The organism is Streptococcus sp. 2021WUSS109, assembly GCF_044427305.1.
GTDB classification, from domain to species: Bacteria; Bacillota; Bacilli; order Lactobacillales; family Streptococcaceae; genus Streptococcus; species Streptococcus suis.
Map to the genome: position 1 here is coordinate 1 of NZ_JAOTGF010000003.1, position 16258 is coordinate 16258.

Consider the following 16258-nt stretch of genomic DNA (forward strand, 5'->3'; position numbering starts at 1 on the left):
ACAAGAGATTTATCACGATTTACGGATTCAGGATAATCGGGAGTTTGATGAGCGTGCGGCTTTTATTGATATGATGGAGAGCTGTCCCTTTCGAGCAAGCTCTAGTTATTATGGACAGAGGGTATGAATCCTACAATGTCATGGCACACTGTCAAGAAAGAAATTGGTCCTATATTATTCGTATTCGTGACGGGAATCATTCTATGAAGTCAGGATTTAACCTCCCTGACACCTCTTGTTTTGATGAAAAATTTGACCTAAACATCTGCCGGAAACAGACCAATGAGATGAAACAACAGTATCAAAATTTACCTAATCACTATCGCTGTTTACCTAATCACTCACCCTTTGACTTTCTACCAAGCTCTAGCCGAAAAAATGATCCACTCCAGTTTTACGAACTTCATTTTCGAATGGTGCGTCTCGAAATCAAGCCGGGTTTCTTTGAAACTTTGGTGACAAATACGGATTATTCACCAGAAAAATTAAAAGATCTCTATGCTTACAGATGGGGCATAGAGACCAGTTTTCGTGACCTAAAATACAGTATCGGTCTGACTCATTTTCATGCAAAAAAGAAGGAAGGGATTCTCCAAGAAATCTACGCTCGCTTTATCAACTTTAATATTTGTAAATGGCTAACCTCACACGTCACCATTAAAACATCAAAGTTAAAACAGACTTATAAAATTTGTTTTTCAGACGCTGTTTATGCCTGTCGAAAATTTCTTAGAGCTGAACTCACTTCCTTCCAATTGGAAACCTACATTGCCAAACATTTATCCATCGTCCGACCTAATCGAACCTTCCAAAGAAAGATAAAAAGCAAGGTACCTGTAAGCTTCACTTATAGAGTAACATAATAGTTGAAAAATTGGGTTAAAAAACCTCCTTTTTGTGCGCCCTAAATACAAAAACTATTCCCGTTTTGTCATGAACTGCTCAGACGGGAATAGTTTCTTTAGCTACTTAAATGCTTAACTTAATGACATTGGTCTTTTTGCCCAGTCTCTTTATTTATACTCAATATACAATTGCTCAAAACTCCTCTCCAAATCAGCAATCATCACTTGTTGAAAATCCAAACAAAGCCTTGACTATGGCGACAATGTCCAGCAGATAATAAATCGCAAATGTAAAAAATAGAAACGCACCCATAAATATTCTCCTTCAGTGGCGAGAAGGATTACTCAGCAACCTATCCTCTCACGATTTCTAATAATTTTTCATAGGAATCAACCACATCATAAATCCTATCATCCGCAATCAATCCTTTTTCCTTCAAGGCTTTAAAGTGGGCCTTAGCACACTCAATCTTAGCCAACTCTGCCCCCTTCAATTGCAAGGTTGACATAGAACCCTTGGTTTCAGCTACGAAGTAGACATGCTTGACCGAACCATCTCGGAAGGCAATAGCCCAGTCTGGATTGTAATCACCCAGCGGCGTAGAAATCTTAAACTTGCTAGGCAATTTGGCATAGACCATGACATCGTCGAATCGCTCCAAGTCCTCTTTGAACTTCCTCTCCGTTCCAGAATCAACCTTCACATAATTATAAACGCCCTTCTCAGACTTGAGCATATTGGCATCTGACACCTTACCACTCAAAGGATTGTCCGTAAAAATGGAACTATCAAAAGTTTCCTCTAGGATATTGTAGCGGATATGCTCAATCACTTGACTCGCCTTTTGCTCATTGATGAGTCTGCTAGCTTGTTGAATAAATGCCTCAGGGTTATAGGCAAACATGTCAAACTTGCTTGGTGAGATCTGTTTCAAGATATTGGCAACTGTTTTCCGTTTCAACTCCGTGCGACTGGCGATTTCTCCTAGCAAATCATAGCGGAGTTGAATAGATGACTTGTCTAACTCAGCCTGACGCTTGCCGTCCTTATTGACCTTGAAATCCAAACCTTGTTCAGCCTTCATTTCTCTTGCTTCTGCCTCTGTAATCATATAGCTTGGCTTTTTGACAAAGAGGACTTCATTTAAAACCTTAACGGACTTTTCAATCAACTCTTCATCATCAAACTCCACATAATAGGTGGACTTGTGATGAATACTTTCCCACAAACGCTTAAACTCTTGGCGATTGTAGTTATCAGGGTTGATTTCTCTGGCAAAAACCACTTCCGAATCATTTTCACGTTCAATCTGGTAGCGATTAGCATCGTAAATTGTTTCTAGAATATCTTTTACAGCCACTTCATAGCCTGCCAGATTTTCAGATAGAGTAAACTGACTTGTTTCTTTTTGTTCAAAATAAGTAGCGGTCAGATTCCCCTTGCTGTCAATATAATCTTGCTTAATCAACTGGTATTCAATCTCTTTAGCCACTTCCTTGGTGACAGTCAGTTTTTGACCAGCTTCATTTTCCAAGACTTTATCGACAAAGAGGTCCACTTCCACTTTACTTGGACGGTCAGCCAGAACTTCCTTGAGTTCTTTTTGCAAATTCTTGGCAAAGTCTTCGTAGCTTTCATTGGCGATGACAGTCAGCTTGTTAATGTTATGAACATCAGCTCCTAAAAGCTCCTCATCCTGACGGACACCTTTTTGGTCAACGGCAAGACGCATACCACGACCAATCTTTTGCCGCTTTTCTGTTTCTGTACCTGTATTTTTCAAGGTACAAATCTGGAAGACATTTGGATTGTCCCAGCCTTCTTTGAGAGCTGAGTGGGAGAAGATAAAGCGAACAGGTTCCTCAAAGGATAAGAGTCGTTCCTTGTCCTTCATAATCAAATCATAGACATCCTTATCGTTGGACTGGTTATTTTTCTTCTCCGTAGCAGACTTATAGTCCACAAACTTGACCTTATCCGATTTTTTCACCTTATCAACGGAGAAATAACCTGCGTGAACAGGATTGCCTTCTTGGTGCTTATTGAGATAATGCCAAAAGTTGCTTCCATGGAGATTGGGATCAGCCAACAAAGCCTTGACCTGAGCCTCATATTCTTCTTCAAAAATCTGGGCATAGGTTCCATTGTAGGCTTCACTTTGCCCGTCGTAGCACTTATACTTGGCAACTTCATCAATGAAGAAAAGGGATAGCACCTTAATGCCTCGTTTGTAAAGGCGTTCTTCTTTTTGCAAGTGACTGGCAATGGTTTCTCTTATCTGAATACGACGAATATCATCTTCATTGGTCTCCCCAATCACTTCACCCACATAGAGTTTGCGATTGGCACCGATCTGAATAGAATTTTCACCTTCACGTGCATCGAAATGACTCAAAGTCCAACCGTCCCGATAAGCTGGTAGGTTGCCTGACTCTTCAAAGAGGGCAAAAGGTTCTTCAACCAATTTGGTCACACGCTTGACATCACCTGACTTGGTCCGCACTTCAAACTCAATTCGAGCCTTAGGAGAACCTGATTTTTGCGGAACCAGTTCTTGCAGATAAAGGTAGCCTTGTGTTCCTGTGGTTGCAGTCTGCTCCACGGTCTTAACAGCAATCTTCTTGACCAACTTTTTATTGTAAGCGTCCAGGGCATCCAGACGATAGATCATATCGTGCTTGTCCTTATGAGTCGCTGAATAGCGGAGGGTAAATAGAGGCTTGAAGTCCTCCAAGCGTTCTTTAGTCTTTTTCCCCTCAACCGACTGAGGCTCATCGATAATCAAAATAGGATTGGTCGCCGCAATGACATCAATCGGCTTTCTCCAGCGGAAACTTTCCTGCTCGGTGTGAATGCGACGGGCATCTGCTCCAGTGGCATTAAAGGCTTGTGAGTTGATAATCATGACCTGAATGTCCGAGGAGTTGGCAAACTTGTCCAGCTCGCCCAAACGGCTAGAATCATAGACAAAATAGCGTGGCTTCTTGCCATACTCCATCTGGAAATGGTCCGCCATGATTTCAAAGGACTTGAGCACTCCCTCACGAATAGCAATGCTCGGCACCACGATGATAAACTTGAGCCAGGCATACTGCTTGTTGAGCTCCATCAGGGTGCGGATGTAGGTATAAGTCTTCCCTGTCCCTGTCTCCATCTCAATGGTCAAATTGTAAGACGGACGACCGTCGACTTTTTGGATGGATAGGTTTTCGGAAGGTTTAAGTCCATAGCGGAGCTGCTGACTTCGTACCTGCTGGCTGATAATGTCCTGTGAAAGCTGGATAGGAGCATTGCGGAAACCGATAAAATTCATATCCAGTTCCGCATCCATTCCCTGACCTTTATCCATATGGTAATCAAAACCGCTATGCTTGCCCTGACCAGCAAAAATATCTACAACAGAGGCCACCGCATCTAACTGAAATTGCTGTTGTTTAAATTGAAGTTTCATCTCCTACACCACCTTCACTTTGGTATTTGGTGCTTCCTCTTTGAAGATTTGGCCTAGGTTGATTTTTGCTGCGGAGTTGGCAAAAGATTCGTCCTTGAAGACAGCACGGAGTGGTTCTTCTTTGGCGATTTGACGGAGGACGCTTTCTGAAATCTCATCTGCAAAGCAAGCAATCAAGGCACCGTCTGCCACATTGTAAACATCTGTATCGTCAATTTGAGTTTTCGTGATTGAAAGCGACAACTCCATACCCCAAGTCAGCATAATTTGGAAGAGCAAGTCAAGATCTGTCCGACCGTCTTTGATGTTGGAAACACTGTCAAATAGGCTTTCTTGGCTAAAGCTATCTGGTGTTTGGGTGACATCTTTGAAGTTGGAAGTGTCCAGCTTGTAAGCTCGAAAGCCAAAGTCTTGCTTGCCAACTGTTTCTGGATGTTCTTCCTGAATCTTTTTAGCAGCCCGACGGATTCGCACACGAGAAATTTGATCAATGGTTTCATAGCCCGCTTCTTTAGCAGCCGACTTGTCTGCTACATGCTCGTCCAGCGTACAGAGAATATACTTACGATTACCACCGTCTTCAGCGTTCAACTGCATAACGGCATCAGCAGTAGTTGCAGAACCAGCGAAGAAGTCGAGGATTAGCATCTGTTTTCTATTATGAGTCTGTACAATCTGCTTTATTAAATCTGTCGGTTTAGGATAGGAAAATAACTCATCAATTCCTAAATCTTCCAAACGATTCTTTCCCTCTTCTGATAATACTTTTATTATTGAGTATAGCTTAGAAGTTGCTTCTGAAACTGGGGTCAAGCTATATAAAATATGTTTCCCATTTTCTCTTTCTTCTAAAAAGATCTCCCCCGCTGAAAGTCTATTATCAATTTCGTCTTTTATTTTTTGCCCTTTTACTTCTAAAGCATCTTCATAATAAAGTCGTCTTTCTGTTCCTTTTTCATACTTCCCAAATTGTTTTCGATATATGTCATCATTCTTTAGATAATCTATACCATTCTTTGAAATGATTTTTCCCTGAATAACTTTGGGTTTGACTAACGGAGATAGAAATTCTATTCTTCTTGCATAAACATGAATGACGTCATGTCCTTTTACTACAAATTTTGCCTGTCCTCCTCCCTTAGCTCTTTGATGAATAAGAGAGCCGACAAAATTCTCCTCCCCAAATATCTCATCACAGATAGCTTTGAGATTGGCTTGCTCGTTGTCGTCAATGGAGATAAAGATAACACCACTGTCTTTGAGAAGGTTTCGGGCAAGGACTAGACGGGGATACATCATATTAAGCCAGTCGGAGTGATAGCGGGCGGAGGATTTTTCATTCTTAGTCAAGCCCACTCGTTGCAAACCATCCTCATCTCGCAGGTCCATTTCATCTGCCAGTTCTTCCTCACTCATCTGGAATTTATCCGAGTAGACAAAGTCCTTCCCTGTATTGTAAGGTGGGTCAATGTAAACCATGTCAATCTTGCCCAGATAAGACTCCTGTAAGACCTTGAGGACTTCAAGGTTATCCCCTGTTATAAAGATATTTTCAGACTTGTCAAAATCAACACTTTCCTCAAGATCTGGTCGGAGGGTCTTGTGGGTCGGTTTACCAGCCTCGGCAATCGCTCCACGTTTGCCGACCCAGGTAAACTCATAGGACTCCCGTCCCTCTACAATGTCTCTTGAAAGGAATTGTCGTAGCTTTTCAAAGTCAATAGCTGGACGCAACCTGCCATTTTCATCACTACTTTCTGTCAGAACCTCAGGAAAAAGCTGACCAATTTTGGTAATATTGTCTGATAAAACATCTTTTGAAGTTAGGTCTAGCTTTTCAACTTGAGTGTATTCTCCAAGCTTCTGCTCTGCTCTGCTCTGCTCTGCTCTGCTCTGCTCTGCTCTGCTCTGCTCTGCTCTGCTCTGCTCTGCTCTGCTCTGCTCTGCTCTGCTCTGCTCTGCTCTGCTCTGCTCTGCTCTGCTCTGCTCATGGTATTCTCCTTTTCTTAGGCTGTCAAGCCGTTTTTGATGATGTAGATAAAAAATTGTCAAACAATTTTAGTTTGTAATATAGTGAGTGTGAAAAAGGGATTGAGCTCCAACCCAATCCGCCGTGTTCGTTTCCTTCTGTTTTTTGGGGAAACGACCTCAAACAGTCTCCTAGACTGTTTGAGCATTTTAAAGACGGGACGAATGAAGATTACAGTCAACCTGCTACTGCTAGTTCACTCTGTCAAAGTTTCATAGCAGTTGGCTGTCTTTTATTTTTTACGATTGTTAAAAATAAATGTCAGTAGCACAATTAGTAACGTGCCAAACTGAAACATCAGCCCGAGAGCCTCTGCGGCAGACATTAGTTAGAGTAAAATCAATAGAAATGTTGATTGTCTTTGGTATTAACGTGAGATTTTTGAAACGATATTTTTCAAAAATCGAATTAGTGCAACTTTTAGAGGCTGGGCAAAAAGCCCAGCACCGCTTCTCAAAGTTAGTGTCAACATCTCAGCGCAGTGGTTGATTGGCAGATTTGTTCGTGTTTTACACTCCAAATCTAACCTAATCAACTGTGCGGGGGTGGGAAAACGAACTCTTCTATGAATGGTTGAGTTCTTTCCCACTCCCGTTTTTTTATGAGAAAGTTTTGCTTTCCATCAAAAATAAAGTTGCCACCTCCCAAAATAGATTTCCACCCCGCTTTTGGAACTTTTCTACTGTTCTATTCTACCATATTTTCCACAGATTTTACTGTGGATTTTTTGAACCTGTATTCACTTGTGAAGGACTTTTATATAAGAGATGGTATATCACCTTTAGTAGTGGTTTCCTACCCCCTCACCCTTCTCTCCATCTCCTCCATATCATAATCCAAAAGGAGGTCATGGCAGTCCGTAAAGAGCTGGCGACGCTTGTCGTCATCCACCACAGCGACATCAACTCCCCGATCATCATAGCAATGATAGATGATATTGTCCTGACTAGATAGGAAGAGAACGGAACTTGATAGATAGTTAAAACTTCCATGGTCGGCTTTGACAATCTCCCTCAACAAAGCCTTCAGGTCCTGGTCGGTAACTGGAAAGAGATAGCGCTCAAAGACTAGCACATCTCCCGTCAAATCCTCCACTTCTATCAACTCAGGCTCAGGAAGCTTGTCGAAGTTAAATTTCGATGAAAAATGCCAGAGGTAGGTGTCTATATCCCTATCTTCCTGTCGAAGGAGCGAAAGGAGCACATAGTCGTATTCTGAACTAGCCTGCTCAAAAAGTTCTACTGCACGTGCATAGGCTCTTTCAAGATAGATTGCTCTTGATAATTCTTCTGCTTCGTCTGCAGGCCCGATTTCAAATCTAAGAGCAAAAGGTGTGCTATAGAAGAATGGGCCCACTAGTCGATTATCTTTCAGTTGAAAGGACTTCAGCCATTGATTCAATTCCATATACTATTCTCCTTATATAGCTTTGTACTATTCTACCATATACTAGGAAATTAGGTCTAGTCTTCTTTGGAAAAATATGATAGAATAGTGAACTAGTAAAGTATCTAGTAAAAGGAGGTCCTATGAAAACCGAATTTATTAATGAGAAAGCTCAATCAGCTTTCAATCTCAACATCCTCACCTCTCCTATTGTAGCTACTATTTTGTTGATAGTGGGAGATTCACTAGGAGCGGTTATTCTTACTCCAGTAACCTTTTTACTCCCAGTTAGCGAAACCCTTTCTGTAAGTTTTGAACTGTTCGCCTTCGCTTTTATCAGTCTGATGGTCATTTTATGGGCACGGTATATTGAAAAAAGCCCGTGGGCAGGACTTGGTTTTACCAAAAAAGGGGCGGGAAAAGATTTTCTACTCGGGTGGGGAATCGGAGCTGCAATGCTGACCACTTGCACACTCATCATGTGGGGATTAGGCGCGATTGAATTTACAAGCATCCAGTTCTCTACAAAATTAGTCGGAGAATTTATCATCCTTATCCTTGCCTGGTCTATCCAGGGTACGACAGAAGAAATTCTAACAAGAGGATGGATGTTCTCATTACTTTCAGCTAAACACAATATTCCTATTGGTATCATTGTTTCTTCCCTCTTCTTCACATTTCTCCACCTCGGGAACAATGCTATTTCACTCATTCCAATTTTGGATTTAACCCTATTTGCCGTTCTTGCCTGCCTCATTATGCTCAAAACAGGAAACATTTGGGTGATTGGTGGCTTACACGCTGCGTGGAACTGTTTCCAAGGGAATGTTTTTGCTTTCCCAGTCAGCGGCACCGATGCTGGTCAGGCCTTTGTTCAAATCGGTATCACTGGTCCTGAGTGGCTATCTGGTGGAAAGTTTGGTGTAGAAGGATCCGTCATCAGCTTGCTTGTCCAAGGAATAATGATTTCCTGGTTGGTTTACGACCTCTATTTCAAGCCCAAAACAAGCTCCCTATAATCATAAAAGACTGTTAGCTACTCTACAGCTGACAGTCTTTGTTTTTTCAATTTTTCGTAGAAAATAGTCCTAGATAAATGATAGTAAGGAGTCACAAAAAAAGATAACAAATGAAGGGTCAATAATTCCCCAATAAACCAACCTAAAAAGGATAAATCTAACCAAATACGTTGCCAATAGTTCCCTTTCATCAAGAAACGACTTTCCCTAAATACAGCCAGAGGACCAGTATAACTAGCATTATCCAAATGGTCATACAAGACAAACACAACCTGTGAGTAGGTATAGTAGACAAAAAGGTAAATAATCATTCCTAGCAGGAAAATCGGAGCCCCTATCTTCATTAATTGACTAGGCTGATGAACTGCCAGCTCTGCCATTGCCCCAGGAGATAAGACCATCAAACTACTCATTGTGAAACCTTTAATAAATAAAGCAGCCCCTAGATTAGCTGGAAGTCCAGCCATAAAAAGAAGCAAATAATAATAAAGAAAAGTGATCCAGATAGGCTTCTTCCATTCTGTCTTTAGAAATGAAAAACTATCTTTTAAAGAAAACTCCTGTCTATCCCCTCTTAACAATTCCAATAAATGAAAACAGGACAGACCGATGAATAGCTGTAATAGCAGAGCGAAGCCGAACTCACCTAAATAGGTCAAACTGATTGAAGAAACCAATCGCCCTTCCACAAAAGCACTGTTTTGACGGAGCTCTAGAAATGTCAGTAGGCGAAAAATTGTTACTGGTATAGCATAAACAATAGATAGCAAAATGGAGGGTAAAAATAGTAGTGTTGTACCTCTTGTCCGCTCGCGAGTCATCATCGCTCTTGATACTATATCACTCGTCCTCATCACAATTCCCCTCCAATTTTCTCTCCTTATTTATAAAGTCACGTCGCAAATATTCTATCTACATCGGACTACTTTACCATCCTACTATTAGTATAAAACTTTATCCATTAATTTTCCAGAACATCTCTTAAAAACAGGAAAATCCCTCCAAAATACGAAGGGATTCCTAATAATTTATTAACACCATACTCTCTAGGCTACTGTGGATACGTTTCTCCTTTCATATATTTGTAACGTTATATATATTATACTATTTTATTTTTAAGTTTTCCATTATTTCTATAAAAAAATTGTACAAAAAATCCCTTCAAATAAAGAAGGGAAATCTATTATTTTGCTTCCGAATGACGATAGCCATAACAGAAGTAAATCAAAATTCCAATAACCAAGGATACTCCGAATGCCAACCAAGTATCTAAACTATACTGGAACATAAATGAAAGACAAATGATAATCGAGAGGATAGGTAACAAGGGAACAAGAGGTGTTTTAAATTGTCCATCTTTTGGCAATCCTTCGACTTGACGCAGACGAATAATACCCAACGCCAGCATGATCAAATAAGCTAAGGTACAGATATTGAGGAAGGAAGCAATACTTGCTAGTGGGAAAATACCTGCACAAATAGCTGCAAAAATCCCCACAAGAATGGTCGCATTTTTAGGAACCTTACTTGTTTGTGTCAATCGGCTCAATGATTTCGGTAGCAAACCATCACGACTGATGGAATAGACCATTCTCGACAAGGCGTAGGTCATCGAAATACATACTGTAATCAATGTTAGGATTGCAACAATAGAAATATAACTCGCTGCCCAATCCAATCCAACTTCTCGAAGTGCAAAGGCTACCGCATCTGCCACATTCAACTTAGTATAGTGAACCATACCAGTCAATACTAATGTCACTACAATATAAAGAATTGTTACAATGGATAGAGACAACACGATTCCCTTTGGTACATTCTTCTCAGGTTTTTTCACCTCATCAATTGCTAATGAAATAGACTCAAATCCCAGGAAGGCAAAGAACATGAGAGACGCTCCTGCCATAATTCCTGCTTGTCCACCATAAATGGCACCAAAACCAAAAGGAGAGAAGTTCGACCAGTTTTCTGGTTTGATAAAGAATAACCCTACTAAAATAAATAAAGCCAACGCTGAAAATTTCAAAACTACCAAGGCTGAATTGAAACGCAGAGCTGCCTTAGAATTAAGCAAGACCACTCCTACCACAAAAATCAAGACGAGAACTGGTAAGAGGTCTACATAGGTACCTGCAGCGGGGTTAAAAGTTCCATTCAGAGCTGTCGGCATAGCGATACCAAAATTAGCCAGGAGTCCTTTCAAATAAGCTCCCCAACCAGATGCAACACTCGATACAGCAGTCAAGAATTCCATGATTGTCAGCCAGCCAGCAATCCAGGCAGGAAATTCACCAAAAACCGAGTAGAGATAACCATAGGCACCACCGTTAGTCGGTATACGCGAGGCAAATTCTGCGTAAAACAAGGCTGTTAGTCCGACTGAAATTGCTGCAATAACAATTGAGATAATCAGAGCTGGCCCTGCATACTGGGCTGCTGCCAAACCAGTTACCGTAAAGATACCTGTTCCAACCATCGAACCGATACCTAAAAATATCAAATCAACTAAGCCTAAATGCCGACGCATTTGACTATGGCGACCGACTGCTTGTTTTTTTCTAAATAAACTCACAAAATACTCCTTCAGAATAAGAATATGGATACTCGACAGAACAAGCTACCGATTCCTGTCAGAGAACCACAACGCCCCATTATACCATAAGTTGAAATATTTCGCATGGGTGACGACAAGCAAAAGAGCAAGGCTTTTCTACCTCACTCTTTCTTATGATTATTCTGGATTAACCTTAAAGTTTTTAAGATAATTTTTCTTATCTAACTGACCGCTAAAGTGATCTCCTACTTTGATAAATGGTAATCGATCTGTACTATCTTCCGTTGCTTTGACTTTGTAAATCTTGCCCTCAGACTCAATATAGTAGATTGTCGCACCGCCAATTATTTGACTCGCTAAAGCTTCTACTTTTCCACTGATAACCTCAGTCTGTTCACCAACTTCTCCATTTTCAGTCACCGTCAATCCTGAAAGGCTAGAAGCATCCGTTCCTGTGACTTGAGAAATTAAGAGCGCAATATCGTTGTTAACAGTAACCTGTTGATAATCTTCGGCATCAACAAGAGCGTATGATTTAACCAAGCCAGCATCATCTTTCAAGGATACTAAATAGTAGGCTGTATCTGCCAACTTAACCAGGCTTGGAGCAGTGGCTTTATAGCCTTTTTCCTGCACTTCACCTTCTGCGGACTCTTGCGCTGCTGTTTCAGTCGCCGAAGCCAATTTGTAGTTGGTAATTTCACGAGTTCTCATATTGACAAGAATAAATCCAAGGTTGGATGAATCAGCAGTTGCTGAGGTGATACCTGTGTAGAGATAAATATCTGAGCCGATAGAAATATAATTATAGCTGTCTGTTGTATTTTTCACACCAGTTTGACTGAAAATGGTATTCCAGAAACCATTTTGATAAGTATAGTGGTCATCTACACGGCTGATAACATTGTCTGCTGAATAAACACGGTCTACCCACTCTGGAATATCTTCCAGACTATACTTCTTACTTTCCCCTGTTACTGCATCCAATACAATAGCGCCAATCGGGTCATTTGATGAAAGTCCAAATTTTGGCTCGTAAATCGTTGCAATATAATACGGATTTCCTTGGTCATCCACTTCGAAGGATGGTTTCCCAAAAATAGTTGTCGGGTATTGCAGGCGAAGATGACGCAAGGTATCATTCAGTAAAAATTCGGAATCTGAATAGTGCATGGCTTTGCTCAACTTGGCAAGTTCTGCCTTCCCTGTTGTCTGATTAACCTTCACGTAGTAACCAATCCCATCTTGATGGTTGCTCAGCCATTTCCAAAAATTCTTATATTCCAAAGGCGATACACGGAATGGTTGCTGACCGATAGTAATCTGGCGATAATCATCCGAAATGCCAAACTGGGAGACCTTGTCAATGGTACCTAGATAAGTATCACCGATTTTTTCGGCTGAGGCACGGTCTAAAAGAGCCAATTTGGATATGTCTGTTTCAGGAAAATCTGCTTTAAAATCCGCATCCTTGACGCTTATGACAGCAGCGTAATCCTTAGCACGAAATACACGTGAGTTGATAAGCCCCAGCCCCAGCAACCCCAGGACAACCAATACCCAAATTCGTCCCAACCATTTTAAGTAAGCTGGCAGTTGCGAGGTTTTAATCTGATAGGTATCTACTTGTCTTTGGCGACCGGAAATCTTAGTCACCTTTTGAAAAGCACCTTTGGAGCTGAACATGGAAAGTATGAGCCAAACCAGTCCGACAGATTGAAGGAAAAATATCCAGAAGTCCACACTCAAAATATTTAAAGCAGGCAGCTGGTACCAGTAGTAGATTAGCATTTCCAAAACTAGGGCTAACCAGGCAAAAACAAATAATTTTCTTTTCATAATAACCTCCTTGACACAGATTTATTAGTTCTATTGTATCACAATTTTAATATTATAATACAAGAATTATAAAATTTTTTTCAAGTTTCCATATTCGCCTGCAACTTTTATTTTTGGTATAATGTAAAACAGTAACAGACTAGAAAAGGAAAATTATGAAACTCATTTCTTGGAACATTGATTCTCTTAACGCTGCATTGACTGCAGAATCTCCTCGCGCCCTATTATCACGCGCAGTCATCGATACACTTGTGACAGAAGACGCTGATATTATCGCCATTCAGGAAACAAAATTGTCAGATAAGGGACCGACTAAAAAGCATCTAGAAATTTTGGAAAGCTACTTCCCTGGATATGCCAATACCTGGCGTTCATCTGTAGAACCAGCTCGCAAAGGCTATGCTGGTACGCTCTTCCTCTACAAAAACCATCTAACTCCAACCATTACCTTCCCTGAGATTGGTGCTCCAACAACCATGGATTCTGAAGGGCGTATCATCACGCTAGAATTTGACGACTTCTATGTCACACAAGTTTATACGCCAAATGCTGGTGATGGCTTGAAACGACTTGCTGACCGTCAAATCTGGGATGTACAGTATGCTGACTACTTAGCAAAACTTGATAGCCACAAACCTGTTCTTGCAACAGGTGACTACAACGTTGCTCACAAGGAAATTGACCTTGCTAATCCCGCAAGTAACCGTCAATCTCCAGGATTTACAGATGAAGAACGTCAAGGTTTTACAAATCTTCTCGCAAAAGGTTTTACAGATACCTTCCGCCACTTGCACGGTGATGTTCTCAACGCCTATACTTGGTGGGCACAACGTAGCCGCACCAGTAAAATCAACAACACAGGCTGGAGAATTGATTACTGGCTTGTCAGCGACCGCATCGCCGACAAAGTAAGTAAGTCAGATATGATTGACTCCGGTGCTCGTCAGGACCATACACCAATTGTAATGGAGATTTCATTCTAATAGTGGATATTAATACTCAATGAAAATCAAAATCAGACTAGCTCCAAAGGTTTGGGGAACCTTTGGAGGTTGGAGATAGAGCGAACGTAGTTCGTTTCTACTTACGCAGATAGAACCCTGTTACTATTTTGTTTCAAGGTAACAGGCTGAAAGGTTCCACTAGAGCCTTTCACTCATCAAATCAAGTCAACAACGTCTGATTTTGATTTTCGAAGAGTATAACATGATTTCAATTATCAGATAACAGATATTAAAGGCTTAAAACCCGTAGGTCTATTGCAAGGGTTTTGAGCCTTTATTTCTTATCACTCTACCTTGTTTTAATTTGCTTGATTTGAAAGCGATGTCATTTTATGGTAAAATAAATATATATATTAAAAGGAGGGATTATGGACCATAAAATTATCGAACGCAAATCTCTAACTGTTTCCTCTGTTGTGAACGGTTTATCTGGACTAGCTGGCATTGCCGTTTATATCATGACTGACCTAAACGCCCTCCTCCTAGACGGAGTCTTTTCTCTAATAGCATTTATTTCGTCCTTAGTTGCAGTTTACATATCGAAAAATAGCCATCGGAAAACCGAGACTTTTCCTCAAGGACTGTATTTTCTAGAACCTCTCTACGCTATCATGAAATCTCTCGCAACTCTACTACTCCTTGTATTTGCTGTACTTGAAACTAGCGCGACAGCCTTTGCTTACTTTGTTCATGGAATCGGTCATCAAATGACTACAGGTCCCGTTCTACCTTATACCATAACCATGTTTTTTGTCTGCATGGGGCTTTACCTATACAACCGCCATATGAGTGCCAAAGTCAATCATCTGTCTACTATCATATTAGCAGAAGCAAAAGGCAATCTTATAGACGGACTCATTTCAGGTGCAATTGGAATTGCAATTCTTCTGCTCTATCTTGTTCCTATCAACTCTTGGTTAGGCTTCCTGCATTATACTGGTGACTTCTTTTTGACACTAGCATTAGCAATCATTTCATTTAAGGAACCTTGGAACTTATTAGTGGTATCTTTCAAGGAACTCGCCAACGGAACGATCCATTTCCCTGAGATACATGATTCTATCTATCAGCTATTGGAGCCTTACTTAAAGGAAGATAGCAATGATGTCGAAATCCATATTTTCAAACAAGGCATGAAGATTCGCGTTAAAATCAATCTCCACAATGTCCATCACGAAATTATCCAAAAACTCTTAGAAGATAAGCCTCAGATGCTCTATCTTTTGAAAAAACATCATGAATATATTTCAATAGAATATGCGCTATAATAAACAAAATCTCGGCTTATAAACCGAGATTTTCGTATTTTGTTCGATAGCCAATCTGTAAGATTTTACCATCCTGAATTAGTAGGGGACGCTTAATCAGCATACCATCATTAGCTAGAAGATTAAGTGCCTGCTCCAAGCTAAGACTATCAAACTTATCTTTCAAACCTAGTTCACGATAGCTATTCCCAGAAGTATTAAAATACTTTTTCAATTCTAGTCCCGTCGCCTCCATCCAAGCTTTTAGCTCTTCAGCACTAGGCGGTGTTGACTTAATGTCAATAGCTTCAAATTCCAATCCCAAACTCTTCAGCTCCGCCTTTGCTACTCGGCAAGTCGAACATTTTGGATACTCATAAAATAAAATCATCTTTCACCTCAAATTCTGGATTCTCATGTCGCAAGAGCCAGATTTTCTTATCCAGTCCACCTGCATAACCTGTCAACTGTCCTTTCTGATTGAGAACTCGGTGACAAGGAACAATAATAGAATAAGGATTACGCCCAACTGCTCCTCCTACTGCCTGACCAGAACGAAGGCCCAGTTGCTGAGCCAGTTGTCCATAGGTAATCGTCTGACCCATCGGAATAATCTTCAATAATTGCCAGACATGCTCTTGGAAATTTGTTCCCACAGCTTCTAATGGAAGGTTTGAAAAGTCCACCTGATCCCCTGAAAAATACTGGTCAAGCAATCGAGCTGTCTGGTCTAAAATGGGATGGGAGGCTAAAATAGCTTTCTCATTCAAGCCTCGTTCAAAATATTTTTGTCCCTCAAACCAGGCCCCTCTTAATCCCTTATCACTAGCAATTAATGACATGGGGCCAAGTGGACTGTGATAGACTTGTTTATACAGCATGA

Annotated in this window: 12 protein-coding genes and 1 pseudogene; 4 read left to right on the forward strand and 9 right to left on the reverse strand. The window is 40.8% G+C overall.

Annotated features, from left to right (window positions below; all coding sequences use genetic code 11):
- A pseudogene (locus ODU37_RS01570) lies at positions 1-863 on the forward strand (IS4 family transposase); the annotation flags it as partial.
- 335 nt (positions 864-1198) lie between these two features.
- On the opposite strand, the gene ODU37_RS01575 reads toward ODU37_RS01570, so the two are convergent.
- The 4 genes from ODU37_RS01575 to ODU37_RS01590 all read right to left on the reverse strand — a co-directional run bounded on the left by ODU37_RS01575 (position 1199) and on the right by ODU37_RS01590 (position 7733).
- On the reverse strand, positions 1199-4297 hold the full coding sequence (locus tag ODU37_RS01575; protein ID WP_105158918.1) for a type III restriction-modification system endonuclease: 3099 nt from the start codon (positions 4295-4297) through the stop codon (positions 1199-1201).
- 3 nt (positions 4298-4300) lie between these two features.
- A complete protein-coding gene (locus ODU37_RS01580) occupies positions 4301-6031 on the reverse strand; it encodes a site-specific DNA-methyltransferase (RefSeq protein ID WP_194283626.1) in 1731 nt (576 codons plus the stop codon).
- A 527-nt stretch (positions 6032-6558) separates the two neighbouring features.
- Complete coding sequence (locus ODU37_RS01585) at positions 6559-6651, reverse strand: putative holin-like toxin (protein WP_222132918.1); 93 nt, start codon at positions 6649-6651, stop codon at positions 6559-6561.
- A gap of 470 nt (positions 6652-7121) precedes the next feature.
- On the reverse strand, positions 7122-7733 hold the full coding sequence (locus tag ODU37_RS01590; protein ID WP_029172766.1) for a DUF3885 domain-containing protein: 612 nt from the start codon (positions 7731-7733) through the stop codon (positions 7122-7124).
- A 122-nt stretch (positions 7734-7855) separates the two neighbouring features.
- Here ODU37_RS01590 and ODU37_RS01595 point away from each other — a divergent pair, with 122 nt between their 5' ends.
- The gene (locus ODU37_RS01595) at positions 7856-8731 is read left to right on the forward strand and encodes a CPBP family intramembrane glutamic endopeptidase (protein WP_249562263.1); all 876 of its coding nucleotides are present in this window, start codon (positions 7856-7858) and stop codon (positions 8729-8731) included.
- Between the two features lie 17 nt (positions 8732-8748).
- Here ODU37_RS01595 and ODU37_RS01600 read toward each other — a convergent pair whose 3' ends face one another.
- The 3 genes from ODU37_RS01600 to ODU37_RS01610 all read right to left on the reverse strand — a co-directional run bounded on the left by ODU37_RS01600 (position 8749) and on the right by ODU37_RS01610 (position 13124).
- On the reverse strand, positions 8749-9585 hold the full coding sequence (locus tag ODU37_RS01600; RefSeq protein ID WP_029172764.1) for a DUF975 family protein: 837 nt from the start codon (positions 9583-9585) through the stop codon (positions 8749-8751).
- A 329-nt stretch (positions 9586-9914) separates the two neighbouring features.
- Positions 9915-11303 (reverse strand): amino acid permease, encoded by a 1389-nt coding sequence (locus ODU37_RS01605; protein WP_011922209.1) that lies wholly within the window; start codon positions 11301-11303, stop codon positions 9915-9917.
- Between the two features lie 159 nt (positions 11304-11462).
- Complete coding sequence (locus tag ODU37_RS01610) at positions 11463-13124, reverse strand: hypothetical protein (protein ID WP_249562264.1); 1662 nt, start codon at positions 13122-13124, stop codon at positions 11463-11465.
- A 155-nt stretch (positions 13125-13279) separates the two neighbouring features.
- Between ODU37_RS01610 and ODU37_RS01615 the strand changes: the two genes are divergently transcribed.
- Positions 13280-14107 (forward strand): exodeoxyribonuclease III, encoded by an 828-nt coding sequence (locus ODU37_RS01615; RefSeq protein WP_012775042.1) that lies wholly within the window; start codon positions 13280-13282, stop codon positions 14105-14107.
- A gap of 389 nt (positions 14108-14496) precedes the next feature.
- Positions 14497-15396, forward strand: coding sequence for a cation transporter (locus tag ODU37_RS01620; RefSeq protein WP_053867342.1), 900 nt, complete (start codon positions 14497-14499; stop codon positions 15394-15396).
- Positions 15397-15412: 16 nt separating this feature from the next.
- Here the strand turns inward: ODU37_RS01620 and ODU37_RS01625 are convergent, their stop codons facing one another.
- On the reverse strand, positions 15413-15766 hold the full coding sequence (locus tag ODU37_RS01625) for an arsenate reductase family protein (protein WP_014735973.1): 354 nt from the start codon (positions 15764-15766) through the stop codon (positions 15413-15415).
- Positions 15750-16256 carry a methylated-DNA--[protein]-cysteine S-methyltransferase gene (locus ODU37_RS01630; protein ID WP_105158922.1) on the reverse strand — a complete coding sequence of 169 codons (507 nt, stop codon included), beginning with the start codon at positions 16254-16256 and terminating at the stop codon, positions 15750-15752. The genes ODU37_RS01625 and ODU37_RS01630 overlap by 17 nt, the downstream gene beginning before the upstream one ends.
- Between the last annotated feature and the right edge of the window lie 2 nt (positions 16257-16258).

Coding starts and splice junctions, on each gene's coding strand:
- ODU37_RS01575 (WP_105158918.1), bottom strand. CDS start 4,297: ATGAAACTTCAATTTAAACAACAGCAATTTCAGTTAGATGCGGTGGCC.
- ODU37_RS01585 (WP_222132918.1), bottom strand. CDS start 6,651: ATGTCTGCCGCAGAGGCTCTCGGGCTGATGTTTCAGTTTGGCACGTTA.
- ODU37_RS01590 (WP_029172766.1), bottom strand. CDS start 7,733: ATGGAATTGAATCAATGGCTGAAGTCCTTTCAACTGAAAGATAATCGA.
- ODU37_RS01595 (WP_249562263.1), top strand. CDS start 7,856: ATGAAAACCGAATTTATTAATGAGAAAGCTCAATCAGCTTTCAATCTC.
- ODU37_RS01600 (WP_029172764.1), bottom strand. CDS start 9,585: ATGAGGACGAGTGATATAGTATCAAGAGCGATGATGACTCGCGAGCGG.
- ODU37_RS01610 (WP_249562264.1), bottom strand. CDS start 13,124: ATGAAAAGAAAATTATTTGTTTTTGCCTGGTTAGCCCTAGTTTTGGAA.
- ODU37_RS01615 (WP_012775042.1), top strand. CDS start 13,280: ATGAAACTCATTTCTTGGAACATTGATTCTCTTAACGCTGCATTGACT.
- ODU37_RS01620 (WP_053867342.1), top strand. CDS start 14,497: ATGGACCATAAAATTATCGAACGCAAATCTCTAACTGTTTCCTCTGTT.
- ODU37_RS01625 (WP_014735973.1), bottom strand. CDS start 15,766: ATGATTTTATTTTATGAGTATCCAAAATGTTCGACTTGCCGAGTAGCA.
- ODU37_RS01630 (WP_105158922.1), bottom strand. CDS start 16,256: ATGCTGTATAAACAAGTCTATCACAGTCCACTTGGCCCCATGTCATTA.